The 18,134-nt window shown below is 67.2% G+C and carries 20 protein-coding genes; 15 read left to right on the top strand and 5 right to left on the bottom strand.

Annotated features, from left to right (window positions below; all coding sequences use genetic code 11):
- Nucleotides 1–20 precede the first annotated feature (20 nt).
- Complete coding sequence (locus BO39_RS02105) at nucleotides 21–773, bottom strand: class II aldolase/adducin family protein (protein WP_043829410.1); 753 nt, start codon at nucleotides 771–773, stop codon at nucleotides 21–23.
- On the bottom strand, nucleotides 770–1,585 hold the full coding sequence (locus tag BO39_RS02100; protein ID WP_043829408.1) for an ABC transporter ATP-binding protein: 816 nt from the start codon (nucleotides 1,583–1,585) through the stop codon (nucleotides 770–772). The genes BO39_RS02105 and BO39_RS02100 overlap by 4 nt, the downstream gene beginning before the upstream one ends.
- 155 nt (nucleotides 1,586–1,740) lie before the next feature.
- Between BO39_RS02100 and BO39_RS02095 the strand changes: the two genes are divergently transcribed.
- From BO39_RS02095 to BO39_RS02070, 7 genes are read left to right on the top strand one after another with little or no spacing between them, the layout of a single operon-like run.
- Nucleotides 1,741–2,451, top strand: a complete 711-nt coding sequence (locus tag BO39_RS02095) for a GntR family transcriptional regulator (protein ID WP_052401319.1) — start codon at nucleotides 1,741–1,743, stop codon at nucleotides 2,449–2,451.
- Between the two features lie 53 nt (nucleotides 2,452–2,504).
- On the top strand, nucleotides 2,505–3,287 hold the full coding sequence (locus BO39_RS02090; protein ID WP_043829404.1) for an SDR family oxidoreductase: 783 nt from the start codon (nucleotides 2,505–2,507) through the stop codon (nucleotides 3,285–3,287).
- Between the two features lies 1 nt (nucleotide 3,288).
- Complete coding sequence (locus BO39_RS02085) at nucleotides 3,289–4,434, top strand: pyridoxal phosphate-dependent aminotransferase (RefSeq protein ID WP_043829403.1); 1,146 nt, start codon at nucleotides 3,289–3,291, stop codon at nucleotides 4,432–4,434.
- 10 nt (nucleotides 4,435–4,444) lie between these two features.
- On the top strand, nucleotides 4,445–5,326 hold the full coding sequence (locus BO39_RS02080) for an alpha/beta fold hydrolase (protein WP_043829401.1): 882 nt from the start codon (nucleotides 4,445–4,447) through the stop codon (nucleotides 5,324–5,326).
- A complete protein-coding gene (locus BO39_RS02075) occupies nucleotides 5,323–6,555 on the top strand; it encodes a Zn-dependent hydrolase (protein ID WP_043829399.1) in 1,233 nt (410 codons plus the stop codon). The genes BO39_RS02080 and BO39_RS02075 overlap by 4 nt, the downstream gene beginning before the upstream one ends.
- Entirely contained in the window at nucleotides 6,552–7,457 is a 906-nt protein-coding gene (locus BO39_RS29560; protein WP_052401318.1) for a cupin domain-containing protein, read from the top strand. Before BO39_RS02075 ends, BO39_RS29560 begins: the two co-directional genes overlap by 4 nt.
- A gap of 21 nt (nucleotides 7,458–7,478) precedes the next feature.
- Entirely contained in the window at nucleotides 7,479–8,255 is a 777-nt protein-coding gene (locus tag BO39_RS02070; protein WP_211257350.1) for an HpcH/HpaI aldolase family protein, read from the top strand.
- A gap of 40 nt (nucleotides 8,256–8,295) precedes the next feature.
- Here the strand turns inward: BO39_RS02070 and BO39_RS02065 are convergent, their stop codons facing one another.
- Both BO39_RS02065 and BO39_RS02060 read right to left on the bottom strand, forming a co-directional pair.
- On the bottom strand, nucleotides 8,296–9,195 hold the full coding sequence (locus BO39_RS02065; protein ID WP_043829397.1) for a dihydrodipicolinate synthase family protein: 900 nt from the start codon (nucleotides 9,193–9,195) through the stop codon (nucleotides 8,296–8,298).
- 5 nt (nucleotides 9,196–9,200) lie between these two features.
- A complete protein-coding gene (locus BO39_RS02060) occupies nucleotides 9,201–10,148 on the bottom strand; it encodes a dihydrodipicolinate synthase family protein (RefSeq protein WP_043829396.1) in 948 nt (315 codons plus the stop codon).
- A gap of 143 nt (nucleotides 10,149–10,291) precedes the next feature.
- Here BO39_RS02060 and BO39_RS02055 point away from each other — a divergent pair, with 143 nt between their 5' ends.
- The 8 genes from BO39_RS02055 to BO39_RS02020 all read left to right on the top strand — a co-directional run bounded on the left by BO39_RS02055 (nucleotide 10,292) and on the right by BO39_RS02020 (nucleotide 17,226).
- Nucleotides 10,292–11,314 (top strand): LacI family DNA-binding transcriptional regulator, encoded by a 1,023-nt coding sequence (locus BO39_RS02055; RefSeq protein ID WP_043829395.1) that lies wholly within the window; start codon nucleotides 10,292–10,294, stop codon nucleotides 11,312–11,314.
- A complete protein-coding gene (locus tag BO39_RS02050; RefSeq protein WP_043829394.1) occupies nucleotides 11,314–11,694 on the top strand; it encodes a tautomerase family protein in 381 nt (126 codons plus the stop codon). Before BO39_RS02055 ends, BO39_RS02050 begins: the two co-directional genes overlap by 1 nt.
- Nucleotides 11,695–11,701: 7 nt before the next feature.
- Nucleotides 11,702–12,844, top strand: coding sequence for an acyl-CoA dehydrogenase family protein (locus BO39_RS02045; protein ID WP_043829393.1), 1,143 nt, complete (start codon nucleotides 11,702–11,704; stop codon nucleotides 12,842–12,844).
- Nucleotides 12,844–14,451 (top strand): acyl CoA:acetate/3-ketoacid CoA transferase, encoded by a 1,608-nt coding sequence (locus BO39_RS02040; protein WP_043829392.1) that lies wholly within the window; start codon nucleotides 12,844–12,846, stop codon nucleotides 14,449–14,451. Before BO39_RS02045 ends, BO39_RS02040 begins: the two co-directional genes overlap by 1 nt.
- The gene (locus BO39_RS02035) at nucleotides 14,448–14,921 is read left to right on the top strand and encodes a MaoC family dehydratase (protein ID WP_043829391.1); all 474 of its coding nucleotides are present in this window, start codon (nucleotides 14,448–14,450) and stop codon (nucleotides 14,919–14,921) included. Before BO39_RS02040 ends, BO39_RS02035 begins: the two co-directional genes overlap by 4 nt.
- Nucleotides 14,922–15,021: 100 nt before the next feature.
- A complete protein-coding gene (locus tag BO39_RS02030; RefSeq protein WP_043829390.1) occupies nucleotides 15,022–15,855 on the top strand; it encodes a transporter substrate-binding domain-containing protein in 834 nt (277 codons plus the stop codon).
- A 32-nt stretch (nucleotides 15,856–15,887) separates the two neighbouring features.
- Nucleotides 15,888–16,601 carry an amino acid ABC transporter permease gene (locus BO39_RS02025; RefSeq protein ID WP_052401317.1) on the top strand — a complete coding sequence of 238 codons (714 nt, stop codon included), beginning with the start codon at nucleotides 15,888–15,890 and terminating at the stop codon, nucleotides 16,599–16,601.
- Between the two features lie 325 nt (nucleotides 16,602–16,926).
- Entirely contained in the window at nucleotides 16,927–17,226 is a 300-nt protein-coding gene (locus BO39_RS02020; RefSeq protein ID WP_043829389.1) for an antibiotic biosynthesis monooxygenase family protein, read from the top strand.
- A 97-nt stretch (nucleotides 17,227–17,323) separates the two neighbouring features.
- Here the strand turns inward: BO39_RS02020 and BO39_RS02015 are convergent, their stop codons facing one another.
- Nucleotides 17,324–18,097 (bottom strand): SDR family NAD(P)-dependent oxidoreductase, encoded by a 774-nt coding sequence (locus tag BO39_RS02015; RefSeq protein ID WP_211257349.1) that lies wholly within the window; start codon nucleotides 18,095–18,097, stop codon nucleotides 17,324–17,326.
- Nucleotides 18,098–18,134 lie beyond the last annotated feature (37 nt).

The raw sequence follows: 18,134 nt of genomic DNA, 5'->3' as shown, positions 1-18,134 counted from the left end.
AACGGGCTCCTTGGCTAAGGTCACTTGCGGTAGGATGGGTCGGTACGGTCGAGTTGGCGGAGCAGCGCGGGCCATTCCCGCTCACCGGGCACGAGGATATCGCCCTGCTGTTCCCAGAACTGGCGCGCGGCCTTCTCGCAGACCTCATGCGGCGGTATCACCAGCTTCGCACCGGCCGCAGCTGCAGCCTGCATGTCGAGCTGAATACGGGCGGCACGGTCGAAGTAGTAAAGCAGCATGAAGGCCTCGCCTGGCGTGCGGCCGGTTGTGAGAATGCCGTGGTTGCGCATCAGCATCACCTTGTTGTCGCCGAGGTCGCGCACCAAGCGCTCCTGCTCATCAAGGTCGATCGCCACCCCCTCGTAGTCGTGGAATGACTGTCGTTGGTAGAAGCGCATGGCGAACTGGCTGAGCGGCAGAAGACCTTCCTGCTGGCCGGAGACGGCGAGGCTCGCATCCGAATGGGTATGCAGCACGCAGGCTGCCTCGGCGCATGACTTATGGAGCGCCGCATGGATCACAAAGGCTGCGACGTTTACCTCGTGGGGCGACTTGTCGATTTTACGACCCTGCGTGTCGATCTTCACCAGGTCCGAGGCGGTAATCTCCTCGAAGAGCAGGCCATAGGGATTGATGAGGAAATGATCCTCCTGCCCCGGCACGCGCAGCGAGATGTGGTTGTAGATCATGTCGTCCAGGCCCAAGCGCGCCACGAGCCGGTAGCAGGCGGCCAGGGAGACACGCGCCTCACGCTCGGCGGCATCAATGCTCATGCCGCCCTCATGCCCGTGGCCATAAAGGACTTCATGCTTTCTTCCTCGATAGCCGCGAGGATCTCCCGTTTGATCGCGATGAACTCGGGCGAGGTCACCAGTTCCGCCGATCGTGGCCGAGGCAGGTCAACTGGCCGCGCCAGTTTCACGGAGCCCGGCCGCGCCGTCATGACGAGCACCCTGTCGCCGAGGAAAATGGCCTCGTCCACGTCATGGGTGATGAAGAGTACCGTCCGGCGGTGCCGCTCCCATACATCGAGAAGCCAGCGCTGCATCATGCTGCGCGTCAACGCGTCCAGTGCGCCGAAAGGCTCATCCAGAAGCATCAGCTCGCGCTCGAACATGAAGGTGCGCATCAGTGCCACGCGCTGGCGCATGCCACCCGAGAGCTGGTGAGGATACTGCGCCTCGAAGCCGGTAAGACCGAACTCGGGCAGCATTCGCAGCGCCCTCGCACGCGCGGTCTTGCGGTCGGCGCCCTCGATCTCGTTGGCGATGATCGCGTTGTCGATGACATTCCGCCATGGCAGCAGCAGGTCACGCTGCGGCATGAAGGAGACCCGGCCCAGCAACTCGTGCGCGTGGCAGCTACGCCCTTTGAAGCGCAGCACGCCGCCCGGGTCGGGCTCGTCCAGTCCGGCCACCATGTTGAACAGGGTGCTCTTGCCGCAACCGCTCGGCCCGACGACGGTGACGAATTCGCCGGCGGGGACGCTCAGCGTCAGCCCACGCACCGCCTGAACCGTTCCGAAGGTCTTGTCGATCCCGCGGAGCTCCAGCAGCCGAGCCGTCTCGGTGGGGGTTTCAGTCAAGCGTTCCGGTTCCTTGTAAGGCAGCCAGGATCGCCCAGGCTCAGCAACCCTCGTGCCAGAAGCGAGAATTCCTGGCAGATGAGGAATACGGCGTCCCGAAAAGCTACCGCACGGGACCGGCCTGATGAATACAAAGACTGGGAGCTTGCACACATATGAGCAGGGCCGAGCCACATTCGCGAGCAAACGCGTCGAAAACAGAGCAGCAGCCGCTTTTGGCCACCGGGGGCGAGACACTGGCCAGTGCCCTGCGTCGCCGGCTGGAGACGGAGATCGCCGAGGGGCGGCTGGATCCCGGCAGCCGCCTGGATGAACAGGAAGTAGCCCAGCGCTTCGGCATTTCGCGCACCCCGGTCCGGGAGGCGTTCCGTCTGCTTGCCTCCGACCGGCTGGTTGAGCTGCGCGGCCGGCAAGGCGCCCTCGTCCGCAGAATCGGCGTCCATACACTCGTCGAGATGTTCCAGGTGATGGGGGAACTAGAGGGGCTTTGCGCTCGCCTGGCCGCCCGGCGGGCGTCGGCCCGCCAGATAGAACGACTTGCCACCATCCATTTGCGCCTCGAGGCTGCCGCCGAGGCCGGGCCGGACGCCTTCTACGACGTCAACCAGGAGTTCCACGAGGCGATCTACGAAGCGTCCTGTAACGTCTTCCTAGCCGAGGAAACACGCAAGCTGCGTAACCGCGTGGCGACTTACCGCCGCCGCGTCACGCGCATGCCCGATCGTATCCGGGACACGATCCGGGAGCACGCGGAGATCATGGATGCCATCGTCACCCGGAACCCTGAGCGTGCCCATGCCGCTATGCGCGCGCATCTCAGCCTGCTGGGCGACAACCTCCTCGACTTTATCGCCGCCTTCGAGTGAGCCTTTGGTATGCAAATTGCTCCCTGTTGCATACTGACCAGCGGAGCCAGAACTTGAAGCTCGACCTTACCGGCAAGACCGCCCTGATCACCGGCGCCTCAAAGGGCATCGGCCTCGCCTGCGCCGAAGTACTGGCGGAAGAGGGTTGTCATCTTCACCTCGCCGCTCGAAATGGCGCCGCCATGGAGGAGGCCGCGGCGCGCCTCCGGGCCGAGCACGGGGTTGAGGTCACGGTCCACGCCGCCGACCTCGGCAGCACCCCGGCCATGGAAGCCCTGGCCGGAGCGGTGGGCGACATCGACATCCTCGTGAACAATGCCGGCGACATCCCGTCTGGCACCCTTGCCTCCGTCACTGACGAGGCGATCCGCAATGGCTTCGACCTGAAGGTCTTCGGCTACATCACCCTCACCCGCCTCTACTATCCTCGCATGAAGGCGAAGGGCGGCGGCGTGGTGATCAACGTCATCGGCAACTCCGGGGAAAACTGGGACGCCGCGTATTTCGCCGGCTCGACGGGTAACGCCGCCCTCATGTCCTTCTCCAAGGCGATCGGCGGCCGCAGCCTGGACGATGGAATCCGCATCATCGGCATCAATCCCGGTCCCGTCGCCACCGACCGCATGCTGAAGATCATGCGCACCAAGGCCGTGGACATGCTGGGCGATGCCGCGCGCTGGGAGGAGCTTTTCGACAAGTATCCGGGTAAGCGCCCGGCCACAGCCCGCGAATGCGCCGATCTCGTCGCCTTCATGGCCTCCCCGCGTGCTGGCTACATCACGGGCACTGTCGTCACGATCGACGGCGGCATCGCGGCCCGTGGCTCGGTGATCTGACATGCCACCCGACGTCACCGAGCGGGCGCTGCTCCGCAATCGCTATTTCGACGAGCTGACCGCCACCCCGGACCTGGCCTGGATGGGCCAGAACACGAACCACATCCCCGCCCATCCCGCCGTGCGCGCCGCGATGATCGAGGCGGTCGAGCGCGGCGAGTTCAACGCCTATGCCCCGCCGCTCGGCTTCGAAGCACTGCGCGCCGCCATCGTCGCGGATCTCGGCGTCGAGGGGGCGGAGGCGCTGGTGACGGAGGGCGGGGTGAACGCCCTCGCCCTCGTCTGCCGCGCGCGCTGCAAGCCCGGCACGCGCTTCGTGACCACCGATCCAAGCTGGAAGTGGCCGCTGATGTTCGCACGCCAGGCAGGCGCGGAGGTGGTGGAGATCCCGATCTACGATCCCGCCGTGAACTACAAGCTGACGCCTGCGGCCCTGGCCGCCGCCGTGGACGACCGCACGGCCGTCATCTACCTCGTCGATCCGAACAACCCGCTCGGCATCCGCTACACCGCCGAGGAGATCGCCGCCTTCGCCCGCATCGCCCGGGATTGCGGCGCCTTGCTGGTGCATGACTGCACCTACCGCGACTTCGCGGAGGGCCATCACCCCGCGCTGCTCGAGGCGCCGGAGCACGCGGTGGTTTCCCTTTCCTTCTCCAAGTGGCTCGGCCTCGCCGGTATGCGCATCGGCGCGCTCGTCACACCCCGCGCTCTCTTCGGCGAGTTCGCGGCCCAGGCGACCAGCGTTCTGGGCGCCAGCGTCATCGCCCAGCGCGCCGCCCTCGCCGGCCTCTCCGTGAAGCAGGAATGGATGGCGGAGGCCCGCCGGATCGACGGCGCCAACAAGGCGCTGATCCGGGATGCCGCCGCCGCCATCGGTCTCACCTGCCCCGTCTGGCCCAGTCACGGCAATTTCCTCGTGCTGGAGACCGGCGCGGCCGGCTTGCGCCCGGAGGCGCTGGTGGAGGCCGCCCGCCGGCGCGGCATCATGATCCGCCAGGGCACCTACCACACGGAGCGCTTCGGCGACCGCTTCATCAAAATCAGCACCTCGGTCCCGACCGAATGGGCCGAGCGCCTGCGCGATGCCTTTCCCGCCATCGCGGCCGAGGCGCGCACGCTCAACGACGTCGCGCCGCAATTCTGAGGGGACAATCATGCCGCGCATCACGACAAAGGACGGCATCGCTCTGCACGTGGAGGAGGTGGGCGAGGGCACACCCATCCTCTTCATCCACGAGTTCGGCGGCAACCATGAGAGCTGGGAGCCGCAGCTCCGCTTCTTCTCCCGCCGCTACCGCTGCATCACCTATGCCGCCCGTGGCTACCCGCCCTCCGACGTGCCGAGGGACCTGGAAAGCTACGGCCAGACCATCGCGGCCGACGACGCGGTGGCGGTGCTCGACGCCCTCGGGATCGACAAGGCTCATGTCGTCGGCCTCTCCATGGGCGGCTTCTGCGCCCTTCATTTCGGCCTCCGCACTCCCGGGCGCGCCCTCTCGCTGACCATCGCGGGTGCGGGCTACGGGTGCGAGAAGGAGTTCGAGGAGTATTTCCGCGGCGTTTCCCGCGAAGTGGCGGACAAGTTCGAGCAACTCGGCTCAGTGGCCTTCGCCCCCATTTACGGCTCCGGCGCGTCCCGCGTGCAGTTCCAGAACAAGGATCCCCTGGGTTGGCAGGAATTCGTGGAGCGCCTTGGCACGCATGACAGCCTCGGTGCCGCCATGACCATGCGCGGTGTCCAGGCGCGCCGCCCTTCCTTCTGGGACCTGGAGGAGGAACTCAAGAGGATGACCGTCCCGAGCCTCGTCGTCGTCGGGGACGAGGACGATCACTGCCTCCAGCCGGGCCTCTACCTCAAGCGGACCCTTCCCGCCTGCGGCTTGTCGATCTTCCCCAAGACCGGCCACACGCTGAACCTCGAGGAGCCCGCCGCCTTCAACGCCCTGCTGGCCGAGTTCTTCGCCCAGGCGGAGCACGGCGCCTGGAAGCTGCGCGACCCCCGCGCGCTTCCGGGCCAGGTGATGAAGACGACGTGACCCCCCGCACGAAGGCGGACCGCCTCTGGGGCCGCCTCATGGCGCTGGCCGAGATCGGAGCCCTGCCTTGTGGCGGCGTGAACCGCCAGGCCCTCTCCCCCGGCGAGATCAAGGCCTGGCGCCTGCTCATCGGCTGGGGCGCCGAAGTCGGCATGGAGCCGTCCACCGATCCGGCGGGCAACCTGTTCCTCACCCTGCCCGGCCGCGACCGCACCCTGCCGCCGTTGCTGATGGGCAGCCATATCGATACCCAACCGACGGGCGGGAAGTTCGACGGTGCCTTCGGCGTCCTCGCCGCCCTGGAAGCCGCGCAGTCCTTGGGCAGCACGCCCGCGCGGGATGTCACGGTCGTTGCCTGGATGAACGAGGAGGGCAGCCGCTTCGCGCCGGGCATGATGGGCTCCGAGGCTTTCGCAGGCGTCCGCCCGCTCGCCGAAATCCTCGCTACCCGGGACGCGGAAGGCACCAGCGTGGCCGAGGCGCTCTCCGCCCTGCACGCCGCCTTCCCAGAGATGCCTCGCCGCCCGCTCGGCTTCCCGATCGCGTGGTACCTGGAGCCGCATATCGAGCAGGGCCCGCTTCTCGAGCAGCATGGCACTCCCATCGGGATCGTTACGGGCATCCAGGGCAAGAAGACCTGGGAGATGGCGGTGCGTGGCGAGGAGGGGCATGCCGGCACGCTCGACATGGCTGATCGCCGCGACGCGCTGGCCGGTTTCGCCCGGATGGCAGACGCCATGTTCCGCGAGGTCGGCACCATCGACCCCGTTATCAAGTTCACCATCGGCATGGTGCGGATGGAGCCCAACGCCCCCTCCGTCGTGCCCGCAAGCCTGATCTTCCGGATTGACCTGCGACACCCGGACAACGTCGTGCTGGACGCTGCCGGCGAGCGGCTGGAGGTGCTTGCCGGCTTCTACGCGCCGCCCTGCACGGTTGACGTAAAGCGCCTCGTTGATGCCCCCTCGAACGGGTTTGACAAAGATCTGCGCGCCCGCATCGCAAGTGCGGCCAAGGGGCTGGGCGAAGCCGCCATGCCCATCCTCTCGGCCGCCGGACACGACGCCCGGCACATGGCGCCGCTCTGTCCCGCCGCCATGATCTTCATCCCCTGCCGTGACGGCGTGAGCCACGCGGAGCACGAATGGGCCGAGCCCGCCCATGTCGCCGCCGGCGCCGCGGTGCTGGCGGAGGTGGCGGCCGGCCTTGTCCTGGAGCCCGCGTCATGACCGACATGGCCGACCTTCCCGTGCAGTTGCCGGAGGCGCCGCGAAGCGCCGCCGCCGCCCGGGCGCGCTTCTTCAACTCCGGCAACGCGTTCAACATCAAGCTGCCGCCCGTCCGGCCCTCCGGCTTCCCGGAGGTGCTGGCCTCGGCGAGCGCCCCCGAGGCTTCGACTGGCCTCTACGCCTGCGACCAGTCTGCCGCGCTCGGCTGCTCCTTCCCCGCCACCACACCGCTCATGCTGGCCCGCTACGCCCGCATCCGCGCCGGGGAGGCGCTGACGGTCGAACTGGCCGCGACGGGCGTCATCGTTCACGCTCTGCGCGGTCGCGGGGACACGACGGATTTCACCTGGAGCGCCGGCGACATCTTCCTCCTGCCCGGCGGCCAGCCCGTTCGCTTCCAGGCCCTGGAGGACACGCTCCTCTGGGTCGTGACGGACGAGCCCCTTCTGGCACTCGAAGGCGCCCGGCCCACCCCGGGTACTCCCCTCCCGGTCCATTATCCCGCTACCGAGATCGAGCGGCAGCTCGCCATCCTCGGCACCACGACGCGGAAGGACGCGACCTCCGGCATGGCCGTCATCTTCTCGTCGGAGGGGCTGGAGGAGGCGCGGAACATCACCCCCCTGCTCACACTGTCGCTGAACACCCTTCCACCGCATGGCGAGCAAAGGGCTCACTGGCACAACTCCGCCGCCATCACCCTCGTGCTGCAAGGCGAAGCCTGCCATTCCATGATTGCGGGCGAGCCGGTGCCGTGGCAGGCCGGCGCCACCCTCGTCACGCCGCCGGGCGACCCGCATTCCCATCATAATGCCGGGCCGGTGCAGGCGCGCTTCCTTATCGTGCAGGATGGGGGGCTTCACTACCATGCCCGCACCATGGACTTCACCTTCCTCGAGTAGCGGGCGGCCGGGAGAAACGCGGTGAACGAATCTTTCCGTCAGCGCCTGGCGGGCGGAGAGACCCTTCTGGGCCTCGCCGCCTGCGTCATCCGCACGCCCGAGATCGTGCTGGTCGCGCGCAGTGCCGGCTTCGACTGGCTGCTGATCGACCTCGAGCACACGCCCACCACCCTTGGCGAGGCCGGAAACCTCGCCGTCGCCGCCCGGACCGCCGGCTTTCCGGCCCTCATCCGCGTCGGCGGCCCCCATCATCCCGATCTCGCCCGTGCGCTGGATGTCGGGGCGGTGGGGGTGGTCGTCCCTCATGTGGACACGCCGGAGGAAGCGGCCCGCGTCGTCCGCCTTCTCCGATTCGGGCCGTTGGGAAGCCGCTCCCTGCCCGCGCCGCTGCCGCAGTTCGGCTACCGCATGCCGCCCGCGCCGCAGTTCATGGCGGAAAGCGAGGCCGTGACCGTGGTCATCCCGATGATCGAAAGCCGGGCAGGCTTGGAAGCAGTGGAGGCCATCGCCGCAACCCCGGGCCTTGATGCGCTGATGATCGGCACGAACGATCTTGCCGCCGACCTCGGCCTGCCGGGCCAGCTTGAACACCCCGTGGTCCTGGAGGCCTTCGCCCGCATCGCCGCGGCGGCGCGAGCGAACGGCCTTCGCTTCGCGGTGATCGGCGTGCCCGAGCCGCTACTCGGCGTGCTCGGGTTCGACCTTGGCGCGAGCCTTGTCGTCGCGACCAACGACATCAACCTCCTGGTCGATGGCGCCGTCGCCCTCGTCACCCGCCTGAACGAGCAAGCGGGCTGAACCGCCCTCACAGTAAAAGTTCTAAATCCATGCCGGCCCGTCAGGCCCCTGGCCGAAGGGTCAAGCCAAGCGCCTGCACGATATCCCGCGCCACGGCATCGCGCTGGGCAGGAAGCGGCAGGCGTGGCGGGCGTGGCGCACCGACCGGGAGGCCCATGTGCCGCAGGAGCGCCTTCGTACCCGCCACGTAATACTGCCCGCCAACGAACTCGATCAGCGGCAGGTATTCCAGGTAGAGCTTGCGCGCCTCGCTGATCCTTTGCTCGTCGGCCACCAGCTCGAAAAGCCTCGACAGCGGTCCCGGCGCAAGGTTCGAGGCCACCGCCACCCAACCCTGCGCGCCCTCGACAAAGGACTCGAAGCCGAGGATTCCGCCAAACACCGTCATCCGCTCGCCGCAGAGGCGAATGATATCGCGCACCCGCGTCACTTCGAGCGTCGACTCCTTGATGTAGCGGCAGTTCCCGATGGTGGAGAGCCGCGCGACGACCGGCGGCGTCAGGTCCACATTCGCAGTCGCCGGGTTGTTGTAGACCATGATCGGAACGCCGATCGCGTCGCCGATCGTCTTGTAGTGGTGGTAGAGTTCGTCCTCGGTCGGTGTCGAATAGAACGGCGGGATGATCATCACCCCATCCGCCCCGAGGCTCTCCGCGCGGCGGCTGAGGCGCACGGCTTCCCGCGTGTCCTCGGCGCCTGTGCCCACCAGCACCGGCACGCGGCCGGCGGCTTGACGGATCACCGTTTCGGCCACCGCCACGTGCTCCTCGTCCGAAAGCGAGAGGAACTCACCGGTGGAACCCAGGGGGATCAGCCCGTGGATGCCCTGCCCGATCTGCCAGTCCACGAACCGGCGCAGCCCCGGCAGGTCCAGTTCGCCGTCTTCAGTAAAGGGCGTGATCATCACCGTGTAGGTGCCGCGGAAGCTCTTCATCGTCATCGTACTCAGGCCGCCATGTTCGTCGTGGGAATAAGGCCGGCGGCGATCAGCGCCCCGCGGATCTCCTCCCGCTCTCCCGCCTCAATAGGCAGCAGCGGCGCGCGTGGCGCCGGGTTGGGCAGCAATTCCATTAGGTGCAGCGCCGTCTTCATCCGGTTGTGCATGTCGAGCGCGGGGCGCCTGTAGAACACGCGCACCAGCGGCCGCAGTCGGTCGTTCGCGCGCCGTGCGGCCACGAGATCCCCTCGCGTCATCGCCCCATGCATCTCCGCCAGCAAGCCCGGCGCCACACTGCCGATGCCGGAGAGGATCCCGTCCGCGCCGAGGGCTAGGGAGGCCAGCAGCCAGGTGTTGTTGCTCGTCAGCATGCTCACGCGGCGCCCGCAGGCCGAGAGCACCTGCAGGTTGTCCTCATAGGAGGCAACGACATCGCTCCCCTCCTTCACCGCGATGATGGAGGGTACCTCGCGCAACAGCCGCGCCAGCAACTCCGGCGAGTAGCCAAGGCCGGCAGGGCGGGAGAGCTGGAACAGCACGATCGGCAGCGGCGCCGCCTCGGACACGGCCTCGAAGAACCGCAGCACCATGTCCGGGCGCGCCTCCGCTCCACCGGAGAAGAGAAGCGGCGGGAAGAGCAGCAGGGCGTCAGCCCCGGCATCCGCCGCATCGCGCGCCAGGTCGCAGGCCGCGCGTGGATCTTCCGAGACGATGCCCGCCACCACCCCTGTCGCGCTGCCAGCCACTGCCCGCGCGATCCGGATCACGCTCTGCCGCTCTGCACGGTTCAACGAGCCCGTCTCGCCGGCATGGCCATTCACCACCAACGCATGCACGCCCGGTGTGGCAGCGAGGTATCGCAGATGCGCCCGGAGAGCCGCGTCGTCGATGGTGCCGTCGCGGTCGAAGGGGGTCAGCGAGGCCGGCCAGATGCCGCCGATGCCCGTCAGGTTCAAGGGGAGATCCTTCCGGATTGCCGCAAACGTTTGCCAGTGCATTAGATCGCGTCATTCAGCCGCAGTCAAACCGGGCCTTGGGTCATTTATGCTCAAAAGCGAGGCTTGCGCCCGCAAACGTTTGCGAAGCATAGTCCGCGGCGATGCAGAATTCAGTGACGCTTCGTGACGTCGCGCGGGCCGGCAAGGTTTCGGTCAGCACGGCGTCGCGCGCCCTGGCGGGCGGGCTGACCAGCAAGAGCACCGAAACACGCCTTCAGCGGATTGCCGCGGAGCTCGGCTACCGTCCGAATACGCTCGCCCGCGGGCTTAAGACGCGATCTACGCGCCTCGTCGGGCTGGTGGTCCACAACCTCGCCAACGCCTCCTTCCGCGTGCTGGCGGAGGTGGTGCAGCAGCGGCTCCGGGCCGAGGGCTACCAGGTCATCCTCTGCATCACCGCCGACAACCCGGACCAGGAGGCGGAAACGATCGCAACGCTCGCGGACCAGCGCGTGGACGGCCTCATCATCTGCCCCACCGGCCACAACGGCGAGCAGCTTGCCGCGCTCGACCGTGGCGGCACGCCCGTCACCTGTGTCGTCCGGCGCCACGAGGCGGTGGAGATGGAAACCGTTCTCGCGGCCGATCCGGAAGGCGCCTTCGCCGGCACGCGGTACCTCTTGGAACTCGGCCACCGGCGCATCGGCCTGATCGTCGGCCGGCAGGAGACCACCTCTGGCCGCGAGCGGCTCTCGGGCTACCGCCGGGCGTTGGAGGAAGCGGGCATCCGCTTCAACCCCACGCTCGTCCATGCCGGCCGCTATGAGCCGGAGACGGGCCTCGCCGGTTGCCGGCAACTCCTGGATCGAGAGGACCGGCCCACCGCCCTGTTCGTTGCCAACCATGAATCCTCGCTCGGTGTCCTTCGCGGGCTGGCGGAACGGGAGCTCCTTGTTCCCGACGACATTTCGCTCCTTTGCTACGAGGACATGCCGGGCTTCGAGTGGCAGCGCCCCGCCCTAAGCGTGGTGGACAGCGGCGCCCATGCCATGGCCGAGCTCGCCGCCGACCGCCTCCTCCTGCGCCTTCGTTCCCATGCGGCGCCGCCAGCCGCGACCGCCCACGAGTACCGCATCGGCGCACGGCTGATCCGGCGCCAGTCCTGTCGCCCGGTGGTTTCCTGATGCCTTACATCGAAATCCTCGCCCCTCCCCTCCCGGTCGAGCGCCGCCAGCAGGTGGCAACTGCCGTCACCGACGGCATCTGCCGCTCCTTCTCCGTCGGGCCTGAGACGGTGACGCTCTACTTCCTTGACATCGCCCCGAGTGCCTACGCGCATGCCGGCATGATGGGCCCGGCAACCGGGGAGCAGCGCATCTTCGTCAAGGTACACGCCTATCGCCGCAGCATACCGGCGCGGCGCGAAGCGGCCGCCGCCCTTACCGCGCCGCTGGCCACCCTCTACGGCACCACTGCCAAGGCGCTGGCCGTCTATTTCTTCGATCGCGCGAAGGACGAGGTAGCCCATGCCGGCTTTCTCTCCTCAGACGCCGAACCCTCCTGAGGCGCCGATGCACCGCTTCCTGACCGAGGACCAGACCGCCCTCCGCGAGACGGCGCGCCGTTTCGCCGAGCGCGAGATCCTGCCGCGCGCCGCCGCTATCGACCGCGAGGATCGTTTCGACCGCGACCTCTACAAGAGCATGGCCGAACTCGGCCTCTTCGGCGTCGCGCTACGCGAGGAGGCAGGCGGCACCGGGATGGGAGCCGCCGGCGCCTGCATCGTGATGGAGGAGATCGCGCGCTGCTCTGGCGCTGTGGGCAATGCCTTCGCCATTCCGGTGGAGGCCGCCCTCTTTCTCGATCACCATGGCAACGAGCGCCATCGATCGCTGATCCCTGGGATCCTCGCCGGCGACATCATTCCGGCCACCGCCGTGACGGAGCCGGACCACGGCTCCGATGTCGCAGGGCTGCGCACCACCGCGCGGCGCGATGCCGATGGCTGGGTTCTCGACGGGACCAAGGCCTGGGTCACCTTCGGCGGCATCGTGGACGCGCTGATGGTCTTCGCCCGCAGCGGGACGGAGGGCGGTCACAAGGCCATCTCCTGCTTCCTGCTCGACGGGCACGCACCTGGCATCGTCCGCGGCAAGACCGAGGAGCTGCTCGGCATGCACGGTCTCGAGGACTGCATGATTACGCTCGACGGCGTGCGCGCGCTGCCCGATGCCGTGGTCGGCCCCGAGAACGGCGCCTTCAAGCTGGCCATGGGCAACTTCAACTTCAGCCGCCTCATGATGTCCGCCATGGCGCTGGGCATGGCCCAGGCCGCGTTCGAGGACGCCGTGGCCTATGCGAGGACGCGCAAGCAGTTCGGCGGTCCCATCATCAACCATCAGGCCGTCCAGTTCATGATCGCCGACATGTCCACCGACATCGCGGCGGCGCGCCTCCTCATTGACCACGCTGCCCACCTCTACGACGCCGGTATGCCCATCGCGAAGGAAGCCGCGCAAGCCAAGCTCTTTACGACCGACATGGCGATGAAGCACGTTTCCAACGCCCTGCAGATCCACGGCGGCAACGGCTATTCCCGCGAATACCGCGTGGAGCGCCTCTTCCGCGACGTGCGGCTCGCGCAGATCTACGAGGGCACGAATCAGATCCAGCGCCTCATCATCGCGCGCCAGGTCGAGAAGGAGATGGTGTGATGGGCGCGACCGGCCCGCGCCAGCTCACTGCCGACGAGGCGGCCGCGCTCGTCCGTGACGGTGATTTCGTCATCGTCGGGGGCAATGGCGGCACCGGTACGCCCGAAGCGCTGATCGAGGCGGTGGAGCGCCGCTTCCTCGCAGGCCAGGGCCCGCATGACCTGACCCTGTTCCACGTAACGGGCATCGGCGCGGTACATGAGCACGGCATGTGCCATCTCGGCCACCGTGGCCTCGTGCGCCGCGTGATCGGTGGCCACTACGGGTTGCAAGTGCCCTTCATGGCGCTGATCGACGGCAACCACATCGAGGCCTACAACTTTCCCCAGGGCGTCATGACCGGCCTTTGCCGCGCCATGGCCTCGGGGCAGCCGGGTATCCTCACCCATGTCGGCCTCGGGACCTACATGGACCCCCGTCAGGGCACCGCCGAGAGCGGCGGCCGGATGAACGCGCGTACCACCGATCCGCTGGTCGATCATGTCCGGTTGATGGACCGCGACTGGCTCTTCTACCGCGTCCCCGGCACGCCGCGCGTCGCCCTCATCCGCGGCACGACGGCCGACGAGGACGGCTACGTCACGATGGAGCACGAGGCGACGACGCGGGAGGACTTGTCGATCGCCCAGGCCGTGCACAATGCGGGCGGGATCGTCATCTGCCAGGTCAAGCGCCTGGCGCGGCGCGGCAGCCTCAACCCGCACCTGGTCAAGATCCCCGGTTTCCTCATCGACCATCTCGTGGTCGAACCAGAGCAGATGCAGACCTTCGGCACGGCCTACGACCCGAGCCGCAGTGGCGAAACTCGTGTTCCAACCTCCTCCATCATGCCCGACCCGATGAGCGAGCGGCGCGTCATGGCTCGCCGCGCCGCGCTGGAGCTGCGGCCCGGCGACGTGGTCAATCTCGGCGTCGGCGTCTCCGCCATGATCCCGAACGTGGCGGCGGAGGAGGGGATCGAGGACCTTATCACTCTCACCGTCGAGGCCGGGGTGATCGGCGGCGTGCCTGGCCATGCCCGCGAGTTCGGCACAGCCGTCAACCCGCGCGCCATCATCGATCAGGGCTACCAGTTCGACTTCTACGACGGCGGAGGCCTCTCGGCCGCCTTCCTCTCCTTCGCGGAGGTGGACGCCGAGGGCAACGTCAACGTAACGAAGTTTGGCAACCGCTTCGCCGGTTCTGGCGGCTTCATCGATATCACACAGAACACGCACCGCCTCGTCTTCAGCGGCACTCTCACCGGCAGCGGCCTTGATATCGGCCTCGCGGAAGGCGGCATCGAGATCCGGCGCGAGGGGCGGATGCGCAAATTCGTCCCCTCCGTCGAGCAGATCAGCTTCAGCGGACATCTCGCTCGCCAGAAGGGCCAGCAAGTCACCTTCGTGACCGAGCGTGCGGTTTTCCAGTTGGAGGCAGAGGGCGTGGTGCTGGCAGAGATGGCCCCTGGTGTGCGCCTACAGGAGGACGTGCTCGATCAACTAGGCTTCCGCCCCCTCGTCAGCCCCGCGCTCAAGCCCATGGACGCTCGCCTGTTCCGTGCCGGCCCCATGGCGCTCCGCGATGAATTCCTGATGCAGGCCGCGCGCCCAAGGCCCGCCCGATGACCGTCCCCGCCGCCACCAGCCTATTCCTTGACGACATCACCGTCGGCAAGGGTTGGCGAACCGGCACGCACATCGTAACCGCCGAAGAAATCGCCGCTTTCGCGGCGCTCACGCGGGACCATCACCCATTGCACACGGACGAGGCCTATTGCCGCAGCCGTGGCTTCCCGGCCGTCATCGCGCATGGCCTCTTTGGCCTTTCGCTAATGGAGGGCCTCAAGACCGAGCTGCGGCTCTACGAGAGCACATCCATTGCTTCTCTCGGCTGGGACAAGGTGCGCTTCCGTGCGCCCGTCTTCGCGGGGGACGAGTTGCACCTGCGCATGCGCTTCACGGCGAAGCGGCCCAGCCGTAATCCCGGCCGCGGCGTGGTCACGGAATTCCTCGAGCTGTTGAACGCGCGCGGCGAGGTTGTGATCGAGGCGGAGCACGCCTCGCTTATCCTGGCCCGCCGGGGCGAGGATACGTAGGCACAGTTATTGCCACGCGTGGCAATCATCCTGCTTCTCCTGAGGTGACCGCCTGAGTCCAGCCTGCCGGTCGGGCAACCAACGCAATGGGAACCGTGTGATGCAAATGCGACGTCTCCTCCTCGGCCTCGCCGGCTCCGCCCTCCTCGGCGGAGCCGCCATGGCGCAGACCTGCACACCGCGCGTACCGGCCAGCAGCCTCATCGAGGCGGGCAAGTGGACCATGTCTATCAATCCCACCCTTCCGCCACAGCAGTTCGTGGACAGCCGCGGCGAGCTGCAGGGCCTGAACGTGGAACTGGCCCGCGCCGCCGCGGCGAAGATCTGCGTTGAGCCGGTGTTTCTGCGCATGGATTTCCCGCCGATGATCCCTGGCCTGCGCGCTGCACGCTTCGACACCATCAACACCGGCATGTTCTGGACCGAGGAGCGGTCCACGATGTTCTACCTCGTGCCCTATGCCCAGCAGGCCATCAGCATCTACACGCTTCCAAACAGCAGCCTGCAGATCACCAAGTTCGATGACCTTTCGGGCCGCACCGTCGGCGTGGAGACCGGCACGTATAACGAGCGCAAGTCACGCGAGGCGAACGCCGACATGGTCGCGCGCGGCCTCCGACCGGTGAACTTCCGCACCTTCTCCACAGCCAGCGAGACGGTCGCCGCCCTTCGCGCCGGCCAGCTCGAAGCCGCCATCAACATCGACGAAACGGCCAATGAGATGGTCAGCCGTGGCATCGCGAAGATTCATGTGCGTTCGTTGTTTGGTACCGACATCACCTACGCGTTCCGCGACAAGGCCCTGGCCGGGGCTTTCGCAGCAGCGCTCAACGAGCTGAAGGCCGATGGCACCTATGACCGCCTCTTCGAAAAGTTCGGTATGACACGCCTCACGAACAGCAGCTTCGCCATCCGCGGCAACGGCCCGAACTAGGCGCTCCCGCCCAGCCAAGAAGGATCAGACCGATGTTCGACGTCCGGGCCTTCCTGTCATACCTGACGAACGCCTACCTGCTGGAAGGCGTGGTGGTGACGATCGGCCTGACCGTTGTGACCATGATCATTGGCCTGATTCTCGGCACCGCGCTCGCCCTCATGCGCATGTCCAAGAACGCGGCACTTTCCGGCTTCGCGGGCATCTATATCTGGGCCTTTCGCGGCACGCCGCTACTGGTGCAGCTCGTCCTGATCTACACCGGCCTCCCGCAGGTCGGGATCAGGTTGGGCGTCCTGGCCTCCGCCCTGCTCGCACTCAGCCTGAACGAAGCCGCTTATCTGTCCGAGACCATACGGGCAGGCTTCAATGGCATCCCCAAGGGCCAGGCCGAAGCCGCCAAGGCGCTTGGCCTCTCCCGCTGGCACACGCTGCGCCTCGTGCTGATGCCGCAGGTCGCGCGCCTGATCATCCCACCGCTCGGCAACTCGCTGAACGGGTTGCTGAAAGCCACCTCTCTCGCTTCCGTGATCTCATTGGAGGAGGTCATGCGCCGCAGCCAGGTGCTGATGCAAGAGAAGTTCGAGGTACTCGAACTCTACTGCGTCGCTGCCGTCTACTATCTCATCCTGACGACGCTCTGGAACCTCGTCCAGGTCCGCCTGGAACGCCACTACGGCCGCGGTTATGCGGAGCCCGGCTGGCAGCCACTGCCGATCCAAGCCCGCACTGTGGAGGCGGTCTAGCAACGGGAAGGCGGAGCCCTGCGTTGGATTGATTCGCAGCTGGCTTCACCGCAGCAAACAGCCGCGGCGTCCTGTGTAGTGCAAGCCTCGATCAGCCCTGCCGAACCACTCGGACGAGGTGCCACGCCAGCGGGGGCCGACCAGATATGGGCGCCAGCAGGCCGAGTTAGATCTCCCGGATGCCGGTTCCCTTGCCGCACTGCCTGATCAACGTCGAGGGATCGACTGGCCCCTGGACCTACGCATGTGCGGCCGCCACGCATATCCTTGCTGCGACGGGCGCGACCTGCCCGGTTCGCGCAGAGCAGAAGGATTGAACGAGAGCATGTTCCTCGAGATCGCACAAATCGAAGTGAAGCCTGGAAGCGAGGCCACGTTCCAGGAGGGAGTGGCAAAGGCCGCCCCTCTCTTCCAACGGGCCAAGGGATGCCGCGGCATGGAGCTGCAGCGCTCCGTCGAGTTTCCCTCGCGCTATCGCCTGATCGTCACCTGGGAGACGGTTGATAACCATACCGTCGACTTCCGCGGCTCGGCGGACTTTCAGGAGTGGCGCCGCCTGGTAGGCGACTGTTTCGCTTCGCCGCCCGCCGTCGAGCACACGCATCAGGTACTGAAGGCTTTCTGAGCCGGCGCGTGACGCATGATCAGCCGTCGATCATGCGTCGCCTCCTGCGGGACTTACGAGCGCGACGGACAGCAACTTACCGCGTCACGGGCTGGGCTCAGAGATGCCGTCCGCTGTCCACGACGATGTTGCTGCCCGTGGTCAGGCGCAGATGGGTCACCGCTGCCATGACTGCCAGGGCTACGTCATCCGGCTCCGCAACCGTCCTCAACGGCGTGGTCGCAGCCTGCTTCTCCACACCTTCGCGTGTCCGGCCGGGCACAAAGTCGGTCGCGACCGCCGCGGGAGAGACGCCGATGATCCGGATTTCCGGCCCGAGCACGCGCGCGAGCGAGAGCCCCATCGTGTCCAGCGCCGCCTTGGAGGCGCAATAGGCAATGCTGCTGCCAAGGCCCGTGCTGCCGGACAGCGACGAGATGTTGACAACAACCGCGTCCCCCCCGCGCCGGAGAAGCGGGGTGAAGGCGCGGATCGTTGCGAAGGGGCCGCGCACGTTTGTGATCAGGATACGATCAAAGGTCGCATCGTCGAGCGCGTCGAGATCGGCGTGCGGCACGGCACGGGTGACGCCGGCGGAATTCACGAGGATATCCGCGCGCCCAAATCGGCGCTCCACCTCGTCTGCGGCAGCACCGATCGCGCTGCTGTCTTCCATGGGGATGCGTAGGGCAAGATGCCCCTCCCCGGGAAGCTCGGCACGCAGCGCTTCTGCGCGGTCTGCCCCGGCATTGAAGCCGAGGACGACCGTCGCACCGGCTGCCGCGAGGCGCCGCACCGCAGCTGCCCCGATCCCGCTACTGCCGCCGGTGACGACGGCCACGCGCCCTTCAAGCCGGTACTCACCCTGCCCACCCGCTCGCAACCCGTCCACCTGTGTCTCCTCCTGATCCCGGTCCGGACCGGCTTCA

Origin of the sequence: Roseomonas aerilata DSM 19363, assembly GCF_000711725.1 — a bacterium.
In the GTDB taxonomy this organism is placed as follows: domain Bacteria; phylum Pseudomonadota; class Alphaproteobacteria; order Acetobacterales; family Acetobacteraceae; genus Roseomonas; species Roseomonas aerilata.
Note: the sequence above shows the minus strand (reverse complement) of the source record. Positions and strands in the feature narration are given on the sequence as shown.

What these genes read in the sequence shown, in the direction of transcription:
- BO39_RS02025 (WP_052401317.1), top strand. Translation starts at nt 15,888, where the DNA reads ATGTTCGACGTCCGGGCCTTCCTGTCATACCTGACGAACGCCTACCTG.
- BO39_RS02085 (WP_043829403.1), top strand. Translation starts at nt 3,289, where the DNA reads ATGCCACCCGACGTCACCGAGCGGGCGCTGCTCCGCAATCGCTATTTC.
- BO39_RS29560 (WP_052401318.1), top strand. Translation starts at nt 6,552, where the DNA reads ATGACCGACATGGCCGACCTTCCCGTGCAGTTGCCGGAGGCGCCGCGA.
- BO39_RS02040 (WP_043829392.1), top strand. Translation starts at nt 12,844, where the DNA reads ATGGGCGCGACCGGCCCGCGCCAGCTCACTGCCGACGAGGCGGCCGCG.
- BO39_RS02080 (WP_043829401.1), top strand. Translation starts at nt 4,445, where the DNA reads ATGCCGCGCATCACGACAAAGGACGGCATCGCTCTGCACGTGGAGGAG.
- BO39_RS02045 (WP_043829393.1), top strand. Translation starts at nt 11,702, where the DNA reads ATGCACCGCTTCCTGACCGAGGACCAGACCGCCCTCCGCGAGACGGCG.
- BO39_RS02105 (WP_043829410.1), bottom strand. Translation starts at nt 773, where the DNA reads ATGAGCATTGATGCCGCCGAGCGTGAGGCGCGTGTCTCCCTGGCCGCC.
- BO39_RS02055 (WP_043829395.1), top strand. Translation starts at nt 10,292, where the DNA reads ATGCAGAATTCAGTGACGCTTCGTGACGTCGCGCGGGCCGGCAAGGTT.
- BO39_RS02095 (WP_052401319.1), top strand. Translation starts at nt 1,741, where the DNA reads ATGAGCAGGGCCGAGCCACATTCGCGAGCAAACGCGTCGAAAACAGAG.
- BO39_RS02050 (WP_043829394.1), top strand. Translation starts at nt 11,314, where the DNA reads ATGCCTTACATCGAAATCCTCGCCCCTCCCCTCCCGGTCGAGCGCCGC.
- BO39_RS02065 (WP_043829397.1), bottom strand. Translation starts at nt 9,195, where the DNA reads ATGACGATGAAGAGCTTCCGCGGCACCTACACGGTGATGATCACGCCC.
- BO39_RS02030 (WP_043829390.1), top strand. Translation starts at nt 15,022, where the DNA reads ATGCAAATGCGACGTCTCCTCCTCGGCCTCGCCGGCTCCGCCCTCCTC.
- BO39_RS02035 (WP_043829391.1), top strand. Translation starts at nt 14,448, where the DNA reads ATGACCGTCCCCGCCGCCACCAGCCTATTCCTTGACGACATCACCGTC.
- BO39_RS02020 (WP_043829389.1), top strand. Translation starts at nt 16,927, where the DNA reads ATGTTCCTCGAGATCGCACAAATCGAAGTGAAGCCTGGAAGCGAGGCC.